Origin of the sequence: Paenibacillus sp. PastM-3, from assembly GCF_029893965.1 — a bacterium.
Taxonomy (GTDB): domain Bacteria; phylum Bacillota; class Bacilli; order Paenibacillales; family Paenibacillaceae; genus Paenibacillus_AQ.
Genome location: NZ_JARXXP010000040.1, coordinates 1 through 16,141 on the forward strand (window position 1 = coordinate 1; position 16,141 = coordinate 16,141).

Genomic DNA, 16,141 nt, shown 5'->3' on the forward strand with positions numbered 1-16,141 from the left:
TCGCGGAGCGTCCACCCAAGTGAATACGTACATCCTACTCCAAACCAAGGGCCGTCCCAAGTAGCCATTTCATGGCTTTTGGGACAGCCCCTTCTTTTTTATTGTACTTCTTCGTTACACGGATGTGTACCTTCTGGAGACATGTACGGTAATCATTCACAGATTAGGCTAATGTGCATATGATTATCGTAAATCCTTTACCTATTGGAGGCTCACACTCATGTATAGCGTATATCCGGCGTATGGTGTTTACCCGTTTCCCCGCAGTTCAACTTTTGTACCCGTTTGGGCTACCTCAACTCAAGAAGCGCTTCAGTTAATGAAGGACTCGGTACAAGGGGAACGAAATGACGAGCTCTTCTATAATCAGCTTATTCAGCTTGCTCCGGACCAGGGACAAGTCGATGTGATCACCTCCATCCGCAATGACGAACGGACCCATAATCAAATGTTCCGGCAGATGTACAAAGAAATTACGGGATATGAAGTGACTGGTATCAGCAATGAGGTTCCTGAGCAGGTTGATTCGTATATGTCCGGGTTACAAAAAGCCTTTCAAGGTGAATTATCGGCAGTTGAGAAGTACCGGAAGATCTGGTTTGGCCTACCGTATGGTGTCTATAAGGATACTTTGTACGGCATCATCCTCGATGAACAAAAGCATGCTGCAAAGTACAACAATCTGTTAATACAAAATGTAGCTGCAAAACGGTGAACGACTACACGAACTGGATTTTAATAGGAAAAAGCCACTGCAGTAATCAACTGCTGACAGTGGCCTTCTACAATCTGCTCGCCCACCCCCTCACTCCTGCAGCCTATGATCGAAGAAGTCTTTTAACCCGGCTGATTGGACGGAAAAACACTCTCGGCTCCGCTTATTCCGTTATTGCGGCGTAGATTTCTTGTTTGTCATATTGAACCCGGATCGACCGCTGATCGTTCTTAATCAACCTGATGTCAATTTCAGAAGCCAGTGTGCGTTCAGCATACTGAATTTCATTCACCGCAGACTCAGGAATAGAATTAAGCATAATTCTGACCTGCCTGACCCGATTCCCGCTGCGCCTGCGTTACATACTGCAGACATGAGGGCGACGGACCCTCTGCTGATTCTGAAATAACCATATAAGTTGTTATTTTAACAGCAATCCTGTTTAAAATATATTTCGCGACCCCGCTCATCTTTCCTTCTATATTCCTTACTGCTTCCGTTTTTATGAGATACCTGTGAGTGCAAATGTTGTGGTACAATTCACATTGCAGCTACACTGATTTTTTGGAGGAACGATATGAAAAAAGTTGAAGCGATCATCCGTCCTGAAAAGCTCAGGGAAGTCATCGACGCACTCCGCGCAATTGAGGTCACCGGATTCACCGTCACTCAGGCCCAGGGACGCGGCCAGCAAAAAAACACGACCGGAGTGTACAGAGGCAAATCGTATACCGTCAATCTGCACCACAAAATCAAACTTGAAATCGTCGTGTCTGACCATAAAGTGGACGAAACGGTCAAGACTATTATTGCTACGGCCCAGACCGGAGAAATGGGTGACGGCAAGATTTTTGTGCTCCCGCTGCTCGAGATGTACAACATCCGGACCGGCAAAGCTGACGAAACGATCGATGAGTTAAAACAAAGTGATATGTAGATAAGTGCAAATCAACATTGACTTTTAGCTAAAATTGGTGTGAGTAAACATAACATTTGATGTTGACATTTTCTGCCCTCCCCTTATATCATTACTGTGTTGTATATGTGACAGGGAGGGTAACATCATGAATGCCGGAACGGATATCGCTTTAAATACGGTTTGGGTTGTGCTGGCTGCGGCTATGGTTGTGTTTATGGAGGGCGGCTTCAGCCTGCTCGAGGCGGGTTTTGTGCGGACGAAAAATGCGGTGAATGTCACCATGAAGATTTTTGTTGATCTTACCGTCGGGGTATTGGCTTTTTTTCTGGTTGGCTTCGGCATCATGTTCGGAAAGGATTTTGCCGGCCTGATCAGCTTCGATTTCTGGGGGGCTTCACAGTCTCTGAATATAGATTTAAACCTTCCGCTATCAGCTTATGTTCTGTTTCAGATCGGCTTCGCCATCGCTGCCATCTCTATCGTTTCCGGGGCGGTAGCGGAGCGGATGTCTTTTAAAGCCTACATACTTGTTGCTTTATTCGTAGCAGCTATCCTGTATCCGGTCTCCGGCCACTGGGTCTGGAATCCGGCGGGCTGGCTGGCCCGCCTGGGCATGAAGGACTTCGCCGGATCGGCAGCAATCCATGCGCTCGGCGGAGCTGCAGCTTTTGCCTTTGCCAAAGTGCTTGGACCCCGCAGGGGCAGGTTCAATACGGATGGCAGCGTAAACGTATTTGCCCCAAGTAACATTCCGCTTGCTTCGGCAGGCACCTTCATTCTCTGGTTCGGCTGGTTCGGCTTCAATGCCGGAAGCACGCTGAATGCAGCGGATTCCAGCCTTTCCGTAATTGCTCTGAATACGATGCTGGCTGCAGCTGCCGGCGGCACATCGGCCATGATCTTCACCATGTTCCGCTTCGGCAAAGCTGATCCGAGCATGACCATGAATGGCGCGCTGGCCGGTCTGGTCGGCATCACTGCCGGATGTGCTTTTGTCAGCCCCTACTCCGCTATTGTGATCGGCCTGATTGCGGGTGTATTAGTTATTCTGGGTACACTGGCCATCGATAAAATGCAGGTGGACGATCCGGTAGGCGCTGTTGCGGTACACGGAATTAACGGAGCTTTTGGAACTGTGGCTGTCGGTCTTTTTGATAAACAGGAAGGTCTGTTTACCACCGGACAGTTTCACCAGCTCGGTGTACAGCTGCTAGGTGTTGTGGTTGTAATGGCATGGGGTTTTGTCATGAGCTATGGGGCCGCCAAGCTGATTCAGCGGACTGTCGGACTGCGCGTGAGCGCTGCCGAGGAAGAAGAAGGTCTGGACATGGCTATGCACGGTATCCCGGCATACAACGAGCTTGAACGGTTCAGCGATCAGCCCGGAATTGATGAAGCCTTGTTGCTGCGGACCGGCTCGGAGGATTAACCTGGCGTTATGACCGGACTTATTACACGAATATTCAAACCTATCAAACAACCCCGCTTCGGAAATGGGCAACAGCTGCCATTTCTGCAAGCGGGGTTTCTTTTCAAATTAAAATCTAATAGTATATGTGCCGGCTTATCCTCTGCGGATGCGTTGCACTGCTAATCCTGCATTTTCTAAGGAGCCGCGGATCGCTAAGGCAATGCAACGGCATGATGACCATCGCCGTGCAAACAGATGGTTTCAGCTGTTATAGCTACATCTATTCCGTCCGTGGAGCAGACCTTGCCCTCCTGTACCATGCTCAGAACCTGGTGCAGCGCCTCTTGTTCATCTGTCCCCAGTGCATCCGGCCGGCTTCTGGGCGTTAACGCCCCGTCACTCTGGTAGGTGCGGTCGGCAAAAACCTCACTAGCTGTGCGCAGTCCGGCCCTGTTACCGGCCCGGATCAGCTCGCTGCCGGCCAGACCGAACAGAATCAGCTCCGGCTCAATCCGGTATGCACCGAAGCCCTCGCCCATATCACAGTTCAAATCAACAGATTTCATTGGCTGTAGCCTCCAGTATGTATTTTTGCAGGCTGCTACACATGCTGCAGCACGAGCCGAAGCCGGCGCAGCTCAAGCTCCCGCTGCAGCAGCTGCTCCTGCGATTCTCTCAGCGTGACGAGCCGGAAATGGACCCGGCTGCCAGATGGTGCCTGTGCAAGAAGCGACAGATCAGCCGTAATCACCTGCGCCAGCTTCGGATAACCCCCGGTTGTCTGGCGGTCCGCCATCAAGATAATCGGGGTACCTTCGGCAGGTACCTGGATCGTCCCAAAGGTGACTGCCGCTGAGGCCAGACCCTGTTCCTGTACCAGTGACAGAGCGCTGCCGGACAGACGGTAGCCCATGCGGTCCGATTCGGGGAGAATCGTATACGGCTCAGACAAAAAGCGCCGGCGGCTCTCAGAGCTGAACATTTCGTACTCTTCGCCCTCAATGACCCGGATGACCGGAGCTTCAGGATAATCAGGAATCATCGCCGGCACAGGATACCAGGCAGCGGTAGCTGCAGCCTCCGCTCCTGAATTTACGGCTGACCGCTCTTCAAGCTGCCTGTTATTCAACGGCTCACTGACTATGCTTCCGGTGCCCCGCACACGGGTCAGCCGTTCTGTCCAGGCTGCAGCCCTGCTCGAAGGCGTGCCGACAGGCAGCACATCGCCGGAGCGCAGAGCCCGGCCCTGATGGCCGCCGATTCCGGCGCGCAGGTAGGTTGAGCGGCTGTTCAGCTGAACCGGTACATCGATTCCTCCGGCAACGGCGAGGTAAGCCCTGCATCCTCCGGGCAGGCGGCCGAAATGCAGCCGGGTTCCTTTGGGCACATAGGCTGTCCGCCAGAGCGGCAGCGGCTGCCCGTCCAGCAGCGGCGCCATCCCGCCGCCGCAGACAGCAATAAGCGCAGGAGCGGCAAACGTAATTTCCGGTCCAAGCACCGTCATTTCCAGCCCGGCTGCCTGCTCTTCGTTGCCAACCAGCAGGTTGGCCATACGCAGAGCATAGCTGTCCATCGCACCGCCGGCAATCACTCCGTATTGCTGATAGCCGTATCTTCCCAGATCCTGGACAGTAGTTAGCAGACCCGGCTTCATGATCAGCAGACTCATAGCCTATCATCCTTCCAGGCGGAGAACTCGCTGTACGAAATCGGATAGAACCGGACTAGATCGCCGGCCTGAAGCCTCACCGGCGGAACAGCATCCGGCCTGAACAGGGCAACCGGTGTCCGGCCGATCAGCTGCCAGCCGCCCGGCGTCTCCAGCGGATAGACGCCGGTCTGATCACCCGCAATCCCGACCGAGCCTGCCGGGATAGCCAGCCGCGGTGTAGGCCGCCGCGGAGTGGAAATCGCCGGAGACAGTCCTCCGAGATACGGAAAACCCGGGGCAAAACCAAGCATATACACCAGATAATCAGCCGATGAATGAATATCAATAACCTCCTGTACCGAGAGCCCGTTATGCCGCGCCACAAACTCCAGGTCAGGACCGGTTTCACCTCCATAGCACACAGGAATGCTGACTATTCTTGGAACCTGATCATTCTGTTCCTCAGCAAGCTTCAACATCTCCTCCAGCAGGGCAGCTACTATTGGAAAGGGATAATATTCTTCACCTTGGTCGATATACTGCGGATAGGCTCTAAGGACAGCCGGCCCATCGTAATATACAGCAACCGAGTGAAAGGACGGGACAAATTCAATCATCCCTGTAAAAGGAGCGGAAAACAGCCTGCTGCAAACTGCCCTGACACGGCGGTGGGTCTGCGGACTGATCGCTGCCTCAAAGATTACTGACACAGCCGAATCCCCTAACGGGATAATCCGGGGCAAGCCTTCATCCGTATGCTTTTGCAGATGAAATACCTGGTCTTCCGCCTTGTTTTCCAATGAGAACCTCCCTTTCCGCCCGTGTAATAATCCTTATTATAGCGGATTATCCGCAATCGAAAAATTGTGATGAACCAGCCTTATGCCAGCACCTGCAGCACATCAGCAATTTTACGCTGATGGGACATCACACCGTAATTCATCCAGGCCATAAAATCCATCTCATAGACACAGCCGCTGCGTACAGCAGGAAGCTTCCGCCAGAGCGGGGTTTCAAGCAGCTCACGGCCTCCCCCCATCTGCCGGTCAAAGGTAATAAACAAATGATCTGCAGTCAGCTGCGCCAGTGCTTCACCGCTGAGATTTACCTGCTTCCTTCCCCGGCACAGCTGGCGGACCAGGTGATGCGGCTGCAGTCCAAGATCGCGGTGCAGCACCTCTCCCGTGTAACCCAGCCCCTCACATCCGTACAGCATAATTCCGCCGGAATAAATCCGGAGCACCGCTACAGTCTGCGTGCCCGCAGAACGGTTTAGCAGCAGCCTGGCATCACGCGCCTTCTGCTCATATTGGCCGATTACCTCCTGTACACGTCCCGTCAGCCCGAAAATCACTGCCGCCGAACGCAGCGTGGCACGCCAGTTCTCCTGGTGAAACGGGTGCTTGAACAGCGGTGCCACCTGGCGGCATTCCTCGAGATGCCAGCGCTGAACACCGTCGTCGAGCATAATCAGCTCCGGCGTGTAACGGAACAGGTCCTGCCAGTCGCCGGTGGAAATATCAAACTCCGGAATGTGATGAAGCCCAAGATAATCCTGTTTGCCCCAATAAACTCTGTTCGCTTAATTTACATACTTCAATTCAATTCCATTAAAAAGCCTGAACTCAAACTCCACCTCATGGCGCACCGGTATACCGTTATATCCCACACGTGGTATAGAAGGTTTCAGCTTTCTGGCTTCTGTAATGGCATCCCGGTGTACGGCAACCATGTCAAAACCCCGTTTTTGATAAAAGCGGATTGCCCGCGTATTGTCGTTGGAGGTGATTAGCCATACTCTGGAACAGCCAAGACGTACCGCTTCATCGATCACCAGCTCAATGAGCCTGGTGCCGATGCCGGCATTCTCCAGCGTGCTATCCAGCGACACAATCTCGCATTCTCCACCCTCACAGTAATAGTAAACCGCCGCTCGGACTGTTCCGTCCGTCACTGCACAAAAACCCGGTAAACCTTGGAGCTGATGAAGCTTTCCTTTCGATATTATTATGGCTCCGCTAATTTTCAGTGCTGCTACCCTTGTTTCTGTATCTATCGCTTTAAAAATCACATTCTGCCATCCCTTCAGTTTCTATTTTTTCGATCATAATATAGATAATTGATTTCTGGAACGTTTTATTTTACAATGAACTCATAAACGCGCGTTTACAAGTTGAACAACTACCCGGCCTTAACCGGTTGGCAGCTGTTTCCGCTTGATATACGAGGACATTCATTTTAATGGATACATATCAGGTCCTTGTATTCTGGCAAAAAGGGGGCAATATGCGCAGCGAAGATATAGCGAGGCTCGCAGGGGTGTCCCGAAGCACGGTATCCCGCGTGATCAACAACTATTCCAATGTCCCTGAAGAGACGCGGGCCAAGGTGCTGAAGGTTATTGAGCAGCATCAGTATGAGCCCAACAGCTTTGCCAGGGCTTTGGCCGGCAAGAAGACCGATACGATCGGACTTTTTGCCATCAGCATGAACGAGAAGGAGAACACGACCCGGATCTACCAGAATAACTACTTTGCACCGTTCGTCGATGCCGTTGTCGACACGGCGAATGCCAGAGGCTGTTATGTGCTGATCCACACCGTCTACTCCCCCGATGATTTCCTGAAGGTCAAGCAGGCTTTTCTGCAGAAACGGATTGACGGCGGTATTATCGTCGGCACCCAGAAGGATATTGATATCGTGCGGGAAATGGTAGGGCTGGACTCCCCGCTTGTGCTGATTGACTATGATATTTCAGAGATCATGGCCGAGCACCTGGACCGCAATCATCTGGCTATCGTTAATTCCAAGGATTATGAGGGCACGGTCGAAGCCATTGAGCATCTGATCGGACTTGGCCACAAGGAAATCGGTATGATTTGCGGACGGATGAACACTTATTCCGGTAGGGAACGTTACATGGCCTATGCGGATACGCTGAAGCGCCACGGGTTAACTCCAAATGAGCACTTTGTCCTGCAGGGCGATTTTTTGAAGGAGAAGGCTTATGAAGAGGTTAAGAGGCTGATTGCTTCAGGCAGTCCGCTGCCGACCGCTTTCTTCTCCTCCAACGACGATATGGCGATTTCCGCTATGGAAGCGTTCGCTGAACACGGTATTTCCGTGCCTGAGGACATCTCCATTGCCGGATTCGATGACGTGCAGCTCGCTGCCCGTATTCATCCCAAGCTTACCTCTGTGCGCCTGCCGATTTATGAAATGTCCAAGGCTGCCGTCGAGAAGGTTATTGAGCTCTGTGATTCGCAGCAGCCGACCTTCAGCACCATCAGCTTTCCGGCCAGGCTGGTCGAAAGAGATTCCTGTCAGCCGCCGAAAGCAACATAAAGAGCATATAATATCTTATTTTTCAAGAGAAACTCCCTTTGCCCCGAGGGAATTTTTTCTGACTCCCGTAAACGCGCGTTCACAATCGAAAGGAGACTCTCCTAAATGAAATTCGGAACTTTTGACGACACTCGCAAAGAGTATGTAATCAACACCCCTAAAACACCTTATCCATGGATCAACTACCTCGGTAACGAGCAATTTTTCGGTCTTATTTCAAATACTGCCGGCGGTTACACCTTCTACCGTGATGCACGGATGAGAAGACTTACCCGTTACCGGTATAATAATATTCCGCTGGACAACGGCGGACGCTACTACTACCTGCATGACGGCGGTGATTTCTGGACTCCGGGCTGGATGCCGGTTAAGCGTGACCTCGATTTCTACGAGTGCCGCCACGGTCTTGGCTACACTTCCATCACTGGTGAGCGCAATGGTATTTCCGTTAACCAGCTTGCTTTTGTACCGATGGGCCACAATGCCGAAGTTCACCGCCTGATTGTTAAGAATACAGGCGATGTGAAGAAATCGGTTAAGCTGTTCTCCTTTGCCGAGTTCTGTCTGTGGAATGCCCATGATGATATGACCAACTTCCAGCGCAATCTGAGCATTGGCGAGGTTGAAGTCAAGGATTCTGTTATCTATCACAAAACCGAATACCGTGAGCGCAGAAACCACTACGCTTTCTACTCTGTTAATAAACCGCTGGCCGGCTTCGACACCGACCGTGAATCCTTCCTTGGTATGTTTAACGGACTGGACAATCCTGCTGTGGTCGCTACCGGACAGGCAAGCAACTCCGTAGCTTCCGGCTGGTCGCCGATCGGCTCCCACGCTTTGGATATTACGCTCGAACCGGGCGAACAGCAGTCCATTATCTTCGTACTCGGCTATATCGAGAACCCGGAAGATGAGAAATGGGAAGCACTGAATGTCATCAACAAAAAACCGGCACAGGCTGTTATCGATCAGTTCGCAACAGACGACCAGGTTGACGCTGCACTTGCTGTTCTGGCTGCACACTGGGATAACCTGCTGTCCAAATACCAGATCCAGAGCGGTGACGACAAGCTGAACCGGATGGTTAACATCTGGAATCCGTATCAGTGTATGGTTACATTCAACATGTCCCGTTCCGCCTCCTACTTCGAATCCGGGATCGGCCGCGGTATGGGCTTCCGCGATTCCAACCAGGACTTGCTCGGCTTCGTTCACCAGATTCCTGAGCGTGCCAGAGAACGTATTCTCGACATCGCTGCTACCCAATTCCCTGACGGCAGCGCGTACCACCAGTATCAGCCGCTTACCAAAAAGGGCAACAATGAAGTCGGCTCCGGCTTCAACGATGATCCGCTCTGGCTGATCTCGGGAACAGCTGCTTACATTAAGGAAACCGGCGACTATTCGATTCTTGACGAGCAGGTTCCTTTTGACAGCAATCCGGACCACACTGCTACCCTGTTTGAGCACTTGAAGCTGTCCTTTGAGCATGTTACTAACAACCTCGGACCTCACGGCCTGCCGCTGATCGGCCGCGCGGACTGGAATGACTGCCTTAACCTGAACTGCTTCTCCACCGTTCCGGGTGAATCGTTCCAGACTACTGAGAATATCGCAGGCGGTACAGCAGAATCCGTGTTCATCGCCGGACTATTCGTCTTCGTTGGACCGGACTATGCCGAAATCTGCCGCATGCGCGGACTTGACGATGTAGCTGCAGACGCTGTAGCCAAGATCGAGAACATGCGTGAAATCACGCTGACTCACGGCTTCGATGGAGACTGGTTCCTGCGCGCTTACGACCACTATGGCGACAAGATCGGCAGCAACGAAAACGAAGAAGGCAAAATCTTCATCGAACCGCAGGGTATGTGCGTTATGGCCGGCATCGGCGTTGAAGGCGGCCAGGCAGCCAAGGCCCTGACTTCTGTAGAGGAGCACCTGGATACTGAATACGGTATCGTATTGCAGCAGCCTGCTTACTCCAAGTACTATCTGAATCTTGGCGAAATTTCCACGTATCCTCCGGGCTACAAGGAAAATGCCGGTATCTTCTGCCACAACAACCCGTGGATCATGATCGCTGAAACTGTGCTTGGACACGGGGACCGAGCGTTCGAAATCTACAAAAAAATCGCTCCTGCCTACCTGGAGGACATCAGTGAAGTACACCGTATGGAGCCTTATGTGTACTCCCAGATGATCGCCGGTAAAGACGCTGTACGTCACGGTGAAGCGAAGAACTCCTGGCTGACAGGTACTGCTGCATGGAACTATGTAGCGATTACCCAGTCAATCCTTGGTATCCAGGCTGATTTTGCCGGTCTGAAGGTAGACCCTTGTATCCCTTCCGAGTGGGACGGCTTCGAAATCACCCGCGTCTTCCGCGGCGACACTTATGTCATCACGATCAAGAACCCGAACCATGTGTCCAAGGGCGTTACCAGCCTGACTCTCGACGGCGCTGCTGTTGATGGCAACATCATTACACCGGTAGGCGACGGCGCTGTGCACCAGGTTGTTGTAGAGCTTGGTTAATTAGACGCTTAGACGGATTTAGTATGTAAAATAACCCGGTTACCCGCAGATGCGGTGTAACCGGGTTATTCTTTGTGTAAGGCTGCCGGGTTCATAATTGCTGGGAGTTTTATGTTACCGGGAGTAACGTGCGAGTAAGCCGGTTACCTGCAGTTTATGCAACTAAATCCGGTAAATAGTTGCCTTTGTGCGCTTTAAGTGTATTCGGTGCAACTAAAACAGGCAGGATAGCCTAATTCAGAGACTTTCAGTACTTTTAAGTGTACAAAGTGCAGCTATACTCCATTTCCGCAAAAAAACAGGTGCTTTAGTTGTACAAAGTACAGTTAAACACATTAGTCATGATAGCCGAGAGCCGCTTCACAGTCTGGTTAGAAAGATAAGGCCACGGCGTGGAGTAGTGCATTTTTTACAGCATCAAAGATAAGACGTTACTAAAAATTGAAGTATGCTCTAACAGTACCCTATGAGCAGGACACTAAAGTATCTTCTATTAGCTAAGCAATCGAACATTCCCCGCCAGATCAATCAATCGTAACCAGTCCCCACTTCCCTTCCTTGCTCTGCATGAACCAGTAATTCGGGCTGTCTGCCCTCTCTTCACCGTCTGCGGTACTCCAGATGTAATTCACATTCATCACTACTCTGCCTTCCGGCTGGTTAGAGATGTAATCCACTCCGGTGAAGGTAATTCCTCCTCCGGTCTTGAAGCCGTACTCATTCGCCATGGCCAGATCGGGCGTTGTAAAGGCACTGTTGAACTGCTCAAGATCCTCATTGACGATCCCCTCCAGTGCGGCCTTCAGGCTCGCCTTAATCTCATCATTTACGATTGGATCAGAGATGGCATCAATGTCAAAAGCGATCTCCCGTTTATATTCCACTGAGTCCGGCTGCGGAGTCCCTTCCTGCAGCTGCGCTGCTTCTCCTGCCTGCCCTGTTGCGCTGTTCAGCTGCCCGTTGTTTCCGCAGCCTGCCAGAAGCAGGGCTGCAAGCACAGGCAGCACTATATAAAAACGTCTCATAAGTATCCTCCTTAACCCCGGATACTTATGAGACGCCCACGCCGTGCAAAAAGTTGCTGTCTAACACATGCAGCTACAGCTCTGCCCTTCCGTCCGCTTGCTGCCCAAAGTAATAATTAGCTGCCGAATCCGATTCATGGACAGCCGCTGTCCAGCAGGCTCAGCCCATCATCTGACATTTCAGGCATTAATCGCGGATCCATACCTTCATCTCACCGCTGCCGCGGTTGCCCCACAGGTAATATGGAATAGCCGTAATCTCGACAGGCTTGGTCTCGGCCTTAGTACTGCCGTATAATTCACCATTCCAGCTCGCCTCGTCTACACGGAAGCCGTCAGTCTTCACAATGACGGCTCCGCCGAGCAGCGAAGCATCGAAGCTCTCCGAGAACGCTCCGGTTCCATTCAATGACAGGGAGCTGAGCATCCCGACGTTGTCCGCTTCCTCCAGACAATAGACCAGCGGTCCCCGCTGAATGGCTGTCTGTCCGGCATCCGCACGCAGCTTCGGATTGGCATAGATACGGCTTGCCTGCATCGGAAAGTTCAGCTCGATAATATCCCCGGCGTTCCATACGCGGCGGATAACAGCATATCCCTGCTCCAGCTCAGCAGCGGTATCTAGCGCTTCACCGTTCACTTTCAGCTCAAAGCCTTTGCTCCAGGAAGGAATCCGCACCGCAATGCCGAACTTTGCAGCTGCAGCCGGCTCCACCTTTAATTGCACTTCACCCTCCCACGGATAATTGCTCTGCTGGCTCACAGATACCTCCTGTCCGCCAAGTGTAAAGACGGATTCACTGCCGATATAAAGGTTCGTATACAGGGTGTCTCCGTGCACAGTATAAATGTACTGATTCAGTGATGTGAGCAGACGCGCCACATTCGGCGGGCAGCAGGCACAGCTGAACCAGCCCTGGCGCTCTGCTTTGACATGGTGCTTGCCCGGATTGCAGCTGCAGGCCTGCGGCCATACTTCCAGCGGATTGACATAGAAGTAGTGCTTGCCGTCCTGGGCCATGGAGCCAAGCACATTGTTATACAGCGCACGTTCCATTACATCCGCATATTTGGCATCGGGTTCAAGCTCCAGCATCCGCTTTGCAAAAAAGATCAGGCCGATGGAAGCGCATGTCTCCGCATAAACCGTGTCGTTAGGCAGATCGTAGTCAAAGGTGAATGCTTCCCCGTGATGGGTAGAGCCGATCCCGCCGGTAATATACATCTGCTTCTGCGTCATGTTCTGCCACAGCAGTTCGCAGGCCTCGCGCAGCCCGGCGTCACCGGTAAGCGCTGCTAAATCTGCCATAGCAGTATACATATAGACTGCCCGGACCGAATGGCCTACGGCCACACTCTGCTCGCGGACCGGAAGATGCGCCTGGAAATAGGCCAGATCCGTCTTGTCCGTTCTACCGCTCCAGTGGGTAACCTGCCCCCGGTCCTCCCACTCCTTGCGCAGGAAGTTAGGCTCCTGTCCGCGCTGTTCAATGAAAAAGCTGCTGAGCTCCAGATATTTCTGCTCACCCGTTAGCCGGTACAGCTTCACCAGGGCCAGCTCGATTTCCTGATGCCCGTCATATCCTTTAAGCTTGCCCTCTTCGGGTCCAAATACGGCAGTGATGTGATCAACCAGCTTGCGGACAATGTTAAGCAGCCTGTCTTTGCCCGTCGCTTCATAATAAGCAACTGCAGCTTCGATAAAATGGCCTGCACAATACAGCTCGTGGCAATCCTGCAGGTTGGTCCAGCGTTTGCCGGGTTCTTTAATGATAAAATAAGTATCCAGATAACCGTCCGGCTGCTGTGCTGCACCGACCAGCTCGATCACCTCATCCGCCCGGCGCTCCAGCTCCGGATCACGTTTTATGCTCAGCGAGTAACCAACCGCCTCCAGCCATTTGGCCACGTCACTGTCCTGGAATACCCAGCCCTTAAATTCACCGGTCCTTCTGCCGGCAGCGATTTCAAAATTGGCAATGGCATGGCTCGGCTCCGCTTCCGGCACACGGTCATGCAGCGCTTCATATTGATACGGGATCACTACATCCTGAACCAGCCTGATATAGCGTCCCCAGAATTCGTCTTTGATTGAGGTTTTGCCCGGCAGCGTATTCTTTATCTGAGTTATTTTGTTCATTTTATTCTTCCCTCCGCTATATATTTCTCCTCGCTAATTGCCATTATAGACGGTAAAATAAAACAAAAACAGGAACAGAAGCAACCCTGTTTTTGTACTATTTCACACTAAAAAAGGGGGCAGTCCGATGTCAACCGTACCTTCATATATTCACATGGCGGCACCGCCCTTCCCTTATTTTCTGGAATGTGACCGGACTGTCTATCAGCGTGGTGACCAGCATCCAAACCGTAGGGCAATGGGCAAATTCGACCTGATTTTTGTCGAGGAAGGGTGTCTGTATATCGGGGAAGAGCACAAACAATGGGCTGTGCCCGCTGGTCATAGCCTGCTGCTGCTGCCGGACCGTTATCACTATTCGGCCAAACCCTGCGAGGAGCAGACTACGTTTTTCTGGGTTCACTTTCATACCGTCGGAGAATGGGCGGAAGCGGAGGGCGAGCCGGTCTATGCTGACCGTGACGCCCATTTCAGCCAGTTCCTTACTTATCCTTATACAATCCGGGTGCCGCAGTTCGGCGCATTGCCGGACCCGTTTGAGCGTAGCGGACAGGCTGAGCTCCTGATCCAGCTGAACCGGGCCAGACGTTCCGGAGCAGTATGGCAGCAGCAGCGGATATTCGAGGAGATGCTGCGGATGCTGGATCTTGCGCAGCAGGATACCGCCGGCAGCCATGCCGTGGAGATCGCAGAGCAGACGGAGGCTTATATCCGCAATCATTATGCCGAACCGCTGACTAACAGTGTCCTGGCAGAGGAGCTTCATTTTCACTACAATTATCTGGCCCGCTGTATGAAGCGCGTATACGGCCTGACGCCGATGGAATATTTGACCGACTACCGGCTGGAGCAGGCCAAGCTTCTCCTGCTGAAGACAGAGATATCTGTTGCCGGCATTGCTGAACGGACCGGGTTCGAGAGCACAGCCTACTTCTCGCGGCGCTTTACCCGCAAGGTCGGTATCTCTCCGCTGCGCTACCGCAAGTTGTATTCCCGTTAGCAGCATAATACCCCCATACCAGGCATCTGAGTATATGCAGACGCAGGTAATGGGGGTATATAAATGATGCGGAGCTTATGAATGTCTTATGTCAGCCGGATAAGCACGGAATTCATACAGCTCCCGGCAGTAAGATAAACCGCCTATTCTCACAGAGTTCGGCGTGTATTCCCTGATCCGTGCACCATCCTCCAGAATATCATCCTCATATTCCTTAACAGCTACTGCAACCGGTATCTCTGATAAGGCGGCTGCCAGAAGATCCAGATCGCTCTGCAGCACTTTGTATGTATAATCCATCCGCTGTTCACCTGCTTTATTTAAAATTCAGACTATCCGTAATCATTACTATTAATATAGTTGTTTTTATGGTTGGCTGCAAGTTTTATTTGATTCGTCTATTATGGTTTTGTATAAAACAAGCTATGCCGGACAACCTAAAGCCACGTTCCTAATTATATAATATAAGGAGATGTGCATATGTCAGGAGTGCTCAGCGGAAGTCCGAAGGACGAGCCGCTTCATTACGGGGAAATATATGACCTGTGGCAATTTTTCGCCTCAGCCAAAATGGCATTATCCGCTTTTCAGACCTGCTGCTGCCGGCCTGGTTGTATGCAGCCAGGCCGCGGGTATGTCAATCCGTGAGGATCTCGGAGCCATGTACATGAAGTTCCATTCGTGCCTGTCTGAATATGAAACTGGTCACTTGATAATCCTGCGCAAGCAGGATTTTTTGTATTCAGGCTATTTTTTTCCAGTTTCCCGCATATTCATTAAGACATGCCTTATTTGTGGAGATGTTGAATATGCGTTCAATTTTACGGTTTGCGGTTATCCTGCTGGGGAGCCTGCTTATTGCAGCTGCAACCAACTTTTTTCTAGTCCCCTACAAAATACTGGATGGCGGAGTAATCGGCATTGCCTTGATTATCAATTACATAACCGGCATCAAGATCGGACTGGCTGTTATCTGCTGCAGCCTCCCCATTTTCCTGCTCGCCTGGCTAAAAGAGCGGGATATTTTTTACAACAGCATAGCCGGCCTCTTAGTTTCCTCCTTTTTGATTGAGCTGCTCGCACCGCTTCAGTATTACTTTCTATATTATATCGAGATCGGCTCCATCTCCAGCGCAATCATCGGCGGCTTTATTATGGGCAGCGGTCTCGGGCTGATGCTGCGCTATAAAGCCAGTACAGGCGGGACAGATCTGCTGGCCAAATTCATGAAACGCTATATCCCGCTTAATGTCGGGGTGCTTATTTTTCTGAGTGATATTGTGATTATCGGGGCGGGCGGGCTTCTGATTTCCAAGGAAACCTTCTTCCACTCCCTTCTCACCATTATAGCCGGTGGCGTAGCAACAGGATTATGGACTCTGGATAATTGAAGG

The 16,141-nt window shown here is 51.7% G+C and carries 16 protein-coding genes and 1 pseudogene; 8 read left to right on the forward strand and 9 right to left on the reverse strand.

Annotated features, from left to right (window positions below; all coding sequences use genetic code 11):
• Positions 1 to 319: 319 nt before the first annotated feature.
• Positions 320 to 715, forward strand: coding sequence for a ferritin-like domain-containing protein (locus M2108_RS28945; protein ID WP_280777294.1), 396 nt, complete (start codon positions 320 to 322; stop codon positions 713 to 715).
• 163 nt (positions 716 to 878) lie between these two features.
• Here the strand turns inward: M2108_RS28945 and M2108_RS28950 are convergent, their stop codons facing one another.
• The gene (locus tag M2108_RS28950) at positions 879 to 1,034 is read right to left on the reverse strand and encodes a hypothetical protein (RefSeq protein WP_277472865.1); all 156 of its coding nucleotides are present in this window, start codon (positions 1,032 to 1,034) and stop codon (positions 879 to 881) included.
• Between the two features lie 258 nt (positions 1,035 to 1,292).
• Here M2108_RS28950 and M2108_RS28955 point away from each other — a divergent pair, with 258 nt between their 5' ends.
• Positions 1,293 to 1,652: a P-II family nitrogen regulator gene (locus M2108_RS28955; protein ID WP_277472866.1), complete on the forward strand. Its 360-nt coding sequence runs from the start codon at positions 1,293 to 1,295 to the stop codon at positions 1,650 to 1,652.
• Between the two features lie 127 nt (positions 1,653 to 1,779).
• Complete coding sequence (locus M2108_RS28960; RefSeq protein WP_277472867.1) at positions 1,780 to 3,063, forward strand: ammonium transporter; 1,284 nt, start codon at positions 1,780 to 1,782, stop codon at positions 3,061 to 3,063.
• 135 nt (positions 3,064 to 3,198) lie between these two features.
• On the opposite strand, the pseudogene M2108_RS28965 reads toward M2108_RS28960, so the two are convergent.
• The 5 genes and pseudogenes from M2108_RS28965 to M2108_RS28985 all read right to left on the reverse strand — a co-directional run.
• Positions 3,199 to 3,563 (reverse strand): annotated as a pseudogene (locus M2108_RS28965) (LamB/YcsF family protein); the annotation flags it as partial.
• Between the two features lie 83 nt (positions 3,564 to 3,646).
• The gene (locus M2108_RS28970) at positions 3,647 to 4,714 is read right to left on the reverse strand and encodes a 5-oxoprolinase subunit C family protein (protein ID WP_277472868.1); all 1,068 of its coding nucleotides are present in this window, start codon (positions 4,712 to 4,714) and stop codon (positions 3,647 to 3,649) included.
• Positions 4,711 to 5,496: a 5-oxoprolinase subunit PxpB gene (pxpB, locus tag M2108_RS28975; RefSeq protein ID WP_277472869.1), complete on the reverse strand. Its 786-nt coding sequence runs from the start codon at positions 5,494 to 5,496 to the stop codon at positions 4,711 to 4,713. Before pxpB ends, M2108_RS28970 begins: the two co-directional genes overlap by 4 nt.
• Before the next feature lie 80 nt (positions 5,497 to 5,576).
• Positions 5,577 to 6,164, reverse strand: coding sequence for an ABC transporter substrate-binding protein (locus tag M2108_RS28980; RefSeq protein WP_277472870.1), 588 nt, complete (start codon positions 6,162 to 6,164; stop codon positions 5,577 to 5,579).
• A 114-nt stretch (positions 6,165 to 6,278) separates the two neighbouring features.
• Positions 6,279 to 6,767: a GNAT family N-acetyltransferase gene (locus M2108_RS28985; RefSeq protein WP_277472871.1), complete on the reverse strand. Its 489-nt coding sequence runs from the start codon at positions 6,765 to 6,767 to the stop codon at positions 6,279 to 6,281.
• A gap of 170 nt (positions 6,768 to 6,937) precedes the next feature.
• On the opposite strand from M2108_RS28985, the gene M2108_RS28990 reads away from it, so the two are divergent.
• Positions 6,938 to 8,041, forward strand: coding sequence for a LacI family DNA-binding transcriptional regulator (locus M2108_RS28990; RefSeq protein WP_277472872.1), 1,104 nt, complete (start codon positions 6,938 to 6,940; stop codon positions 8,039 to 8,041).
• Between the two features lie 105 nt (positions 8,042 to 8,146).
• Positions 8,147 to 10,582 (forward strand): glycoside hydrolase family 94 protein, encoded by a 2,436-nt coding sequence (locus tag M2108_RS28995; protein WP_277472873.1) that lies wholly within the window; start codon positions 8,147 to 8,149, stop codon positions 10,580 to 10,582.
• Between the two features lie 524 nt (positions 10,583 to 11,106).
• Here M2108_RS28995 and M2108_RS29000 read toward each other — a convergent pair.
• Together M2108_RS29000 and M2108_RS29005 are read right to left on the reverse strand one after the other, a co-directional pair.
• The gene (locus M2108_RS29000) at positions 11,107 to 11,607 is read right to left on the reverse strand and encodes a hypothetical protein (protein WP_277472874.1); all 501 of its coding nucleotides are present in this window, start codon (positions 11,605 to 11,607) and stop codon (positions 11,107 to 11,109) included.
• 187 nt (positions 11,608 to 11,794) lie between these two features.
• Positions 11,795 to 13,747, reverse strand: coding sequence for a glycoside hydrolase family 127 protein (locus M2108_RS29005; RefSeq protein ID WP_277472875.1), 1,953 nt, complete (start codon positions 13,745 to 13,747; stop codon positions 11,795 to 11,797).
• 127 nt (positions 13,748 to 13,874) lie between these two features.
• On the opposite strand from M2108_RS29005, the gene M2108_RS29010 reads away from it, so the two are divergent.
• Positions 13,875 to 14,747, forward strand: a complete 873-nt coding sequence (locus M2108_RS29010; protein WP_277472876.1) for a helix-turn-helix transcriptional regulator — start codon at positions 13,875 to 13,877, stop codon at positions 14,745 to 14,747.
• 75 nt (positions 14,748 to 14,822) lie between these two features.
• Here the strand turns inward: M2108_RS29010 and M2108_RS29015 are convergent, their stop codons facing one another.
• Entirely contained in the window at positions 14,823 to 15,047 is a 225-nt protein-coding gene (locus M2108_RS29015) for a hypothetical protein (protein ID WP_277472877.1), read from the reverse strand.
• A 180-nt stretch (positions 15,048 to 15,227) separates the two neighbouring features.
• Here M2108_RS29015 and M2108_RS29020 point away from each other — a divergent pair, with 180 nt between their 5' ends.
• On the forward strand, positions 15,228 to 15,395 hold the full coding sequence (locus tag M2108_RS29020; RefSeq protein ID WP_346780630.1) for a hypothetical protein: 168 nt from the start codon (positions 15,228 to 15,230) through the stop codon (positions 15,393 to 15,395).
• A gap of 161 nt (positions 15,396 to 15,556) precedes the next feature.
• Positions 15,557 to 16,138, forward strand: a complete 582-nt coding sequence (locus M2108_RS29025; protein WP_277472901.1) for a YitT family protein — start codon at positions 15,557 to 15,559, stop codon at positions 16,136 to 16,138.
• Positions 16,139 to 16,141 lie beyond the last annotated feature (3 nt).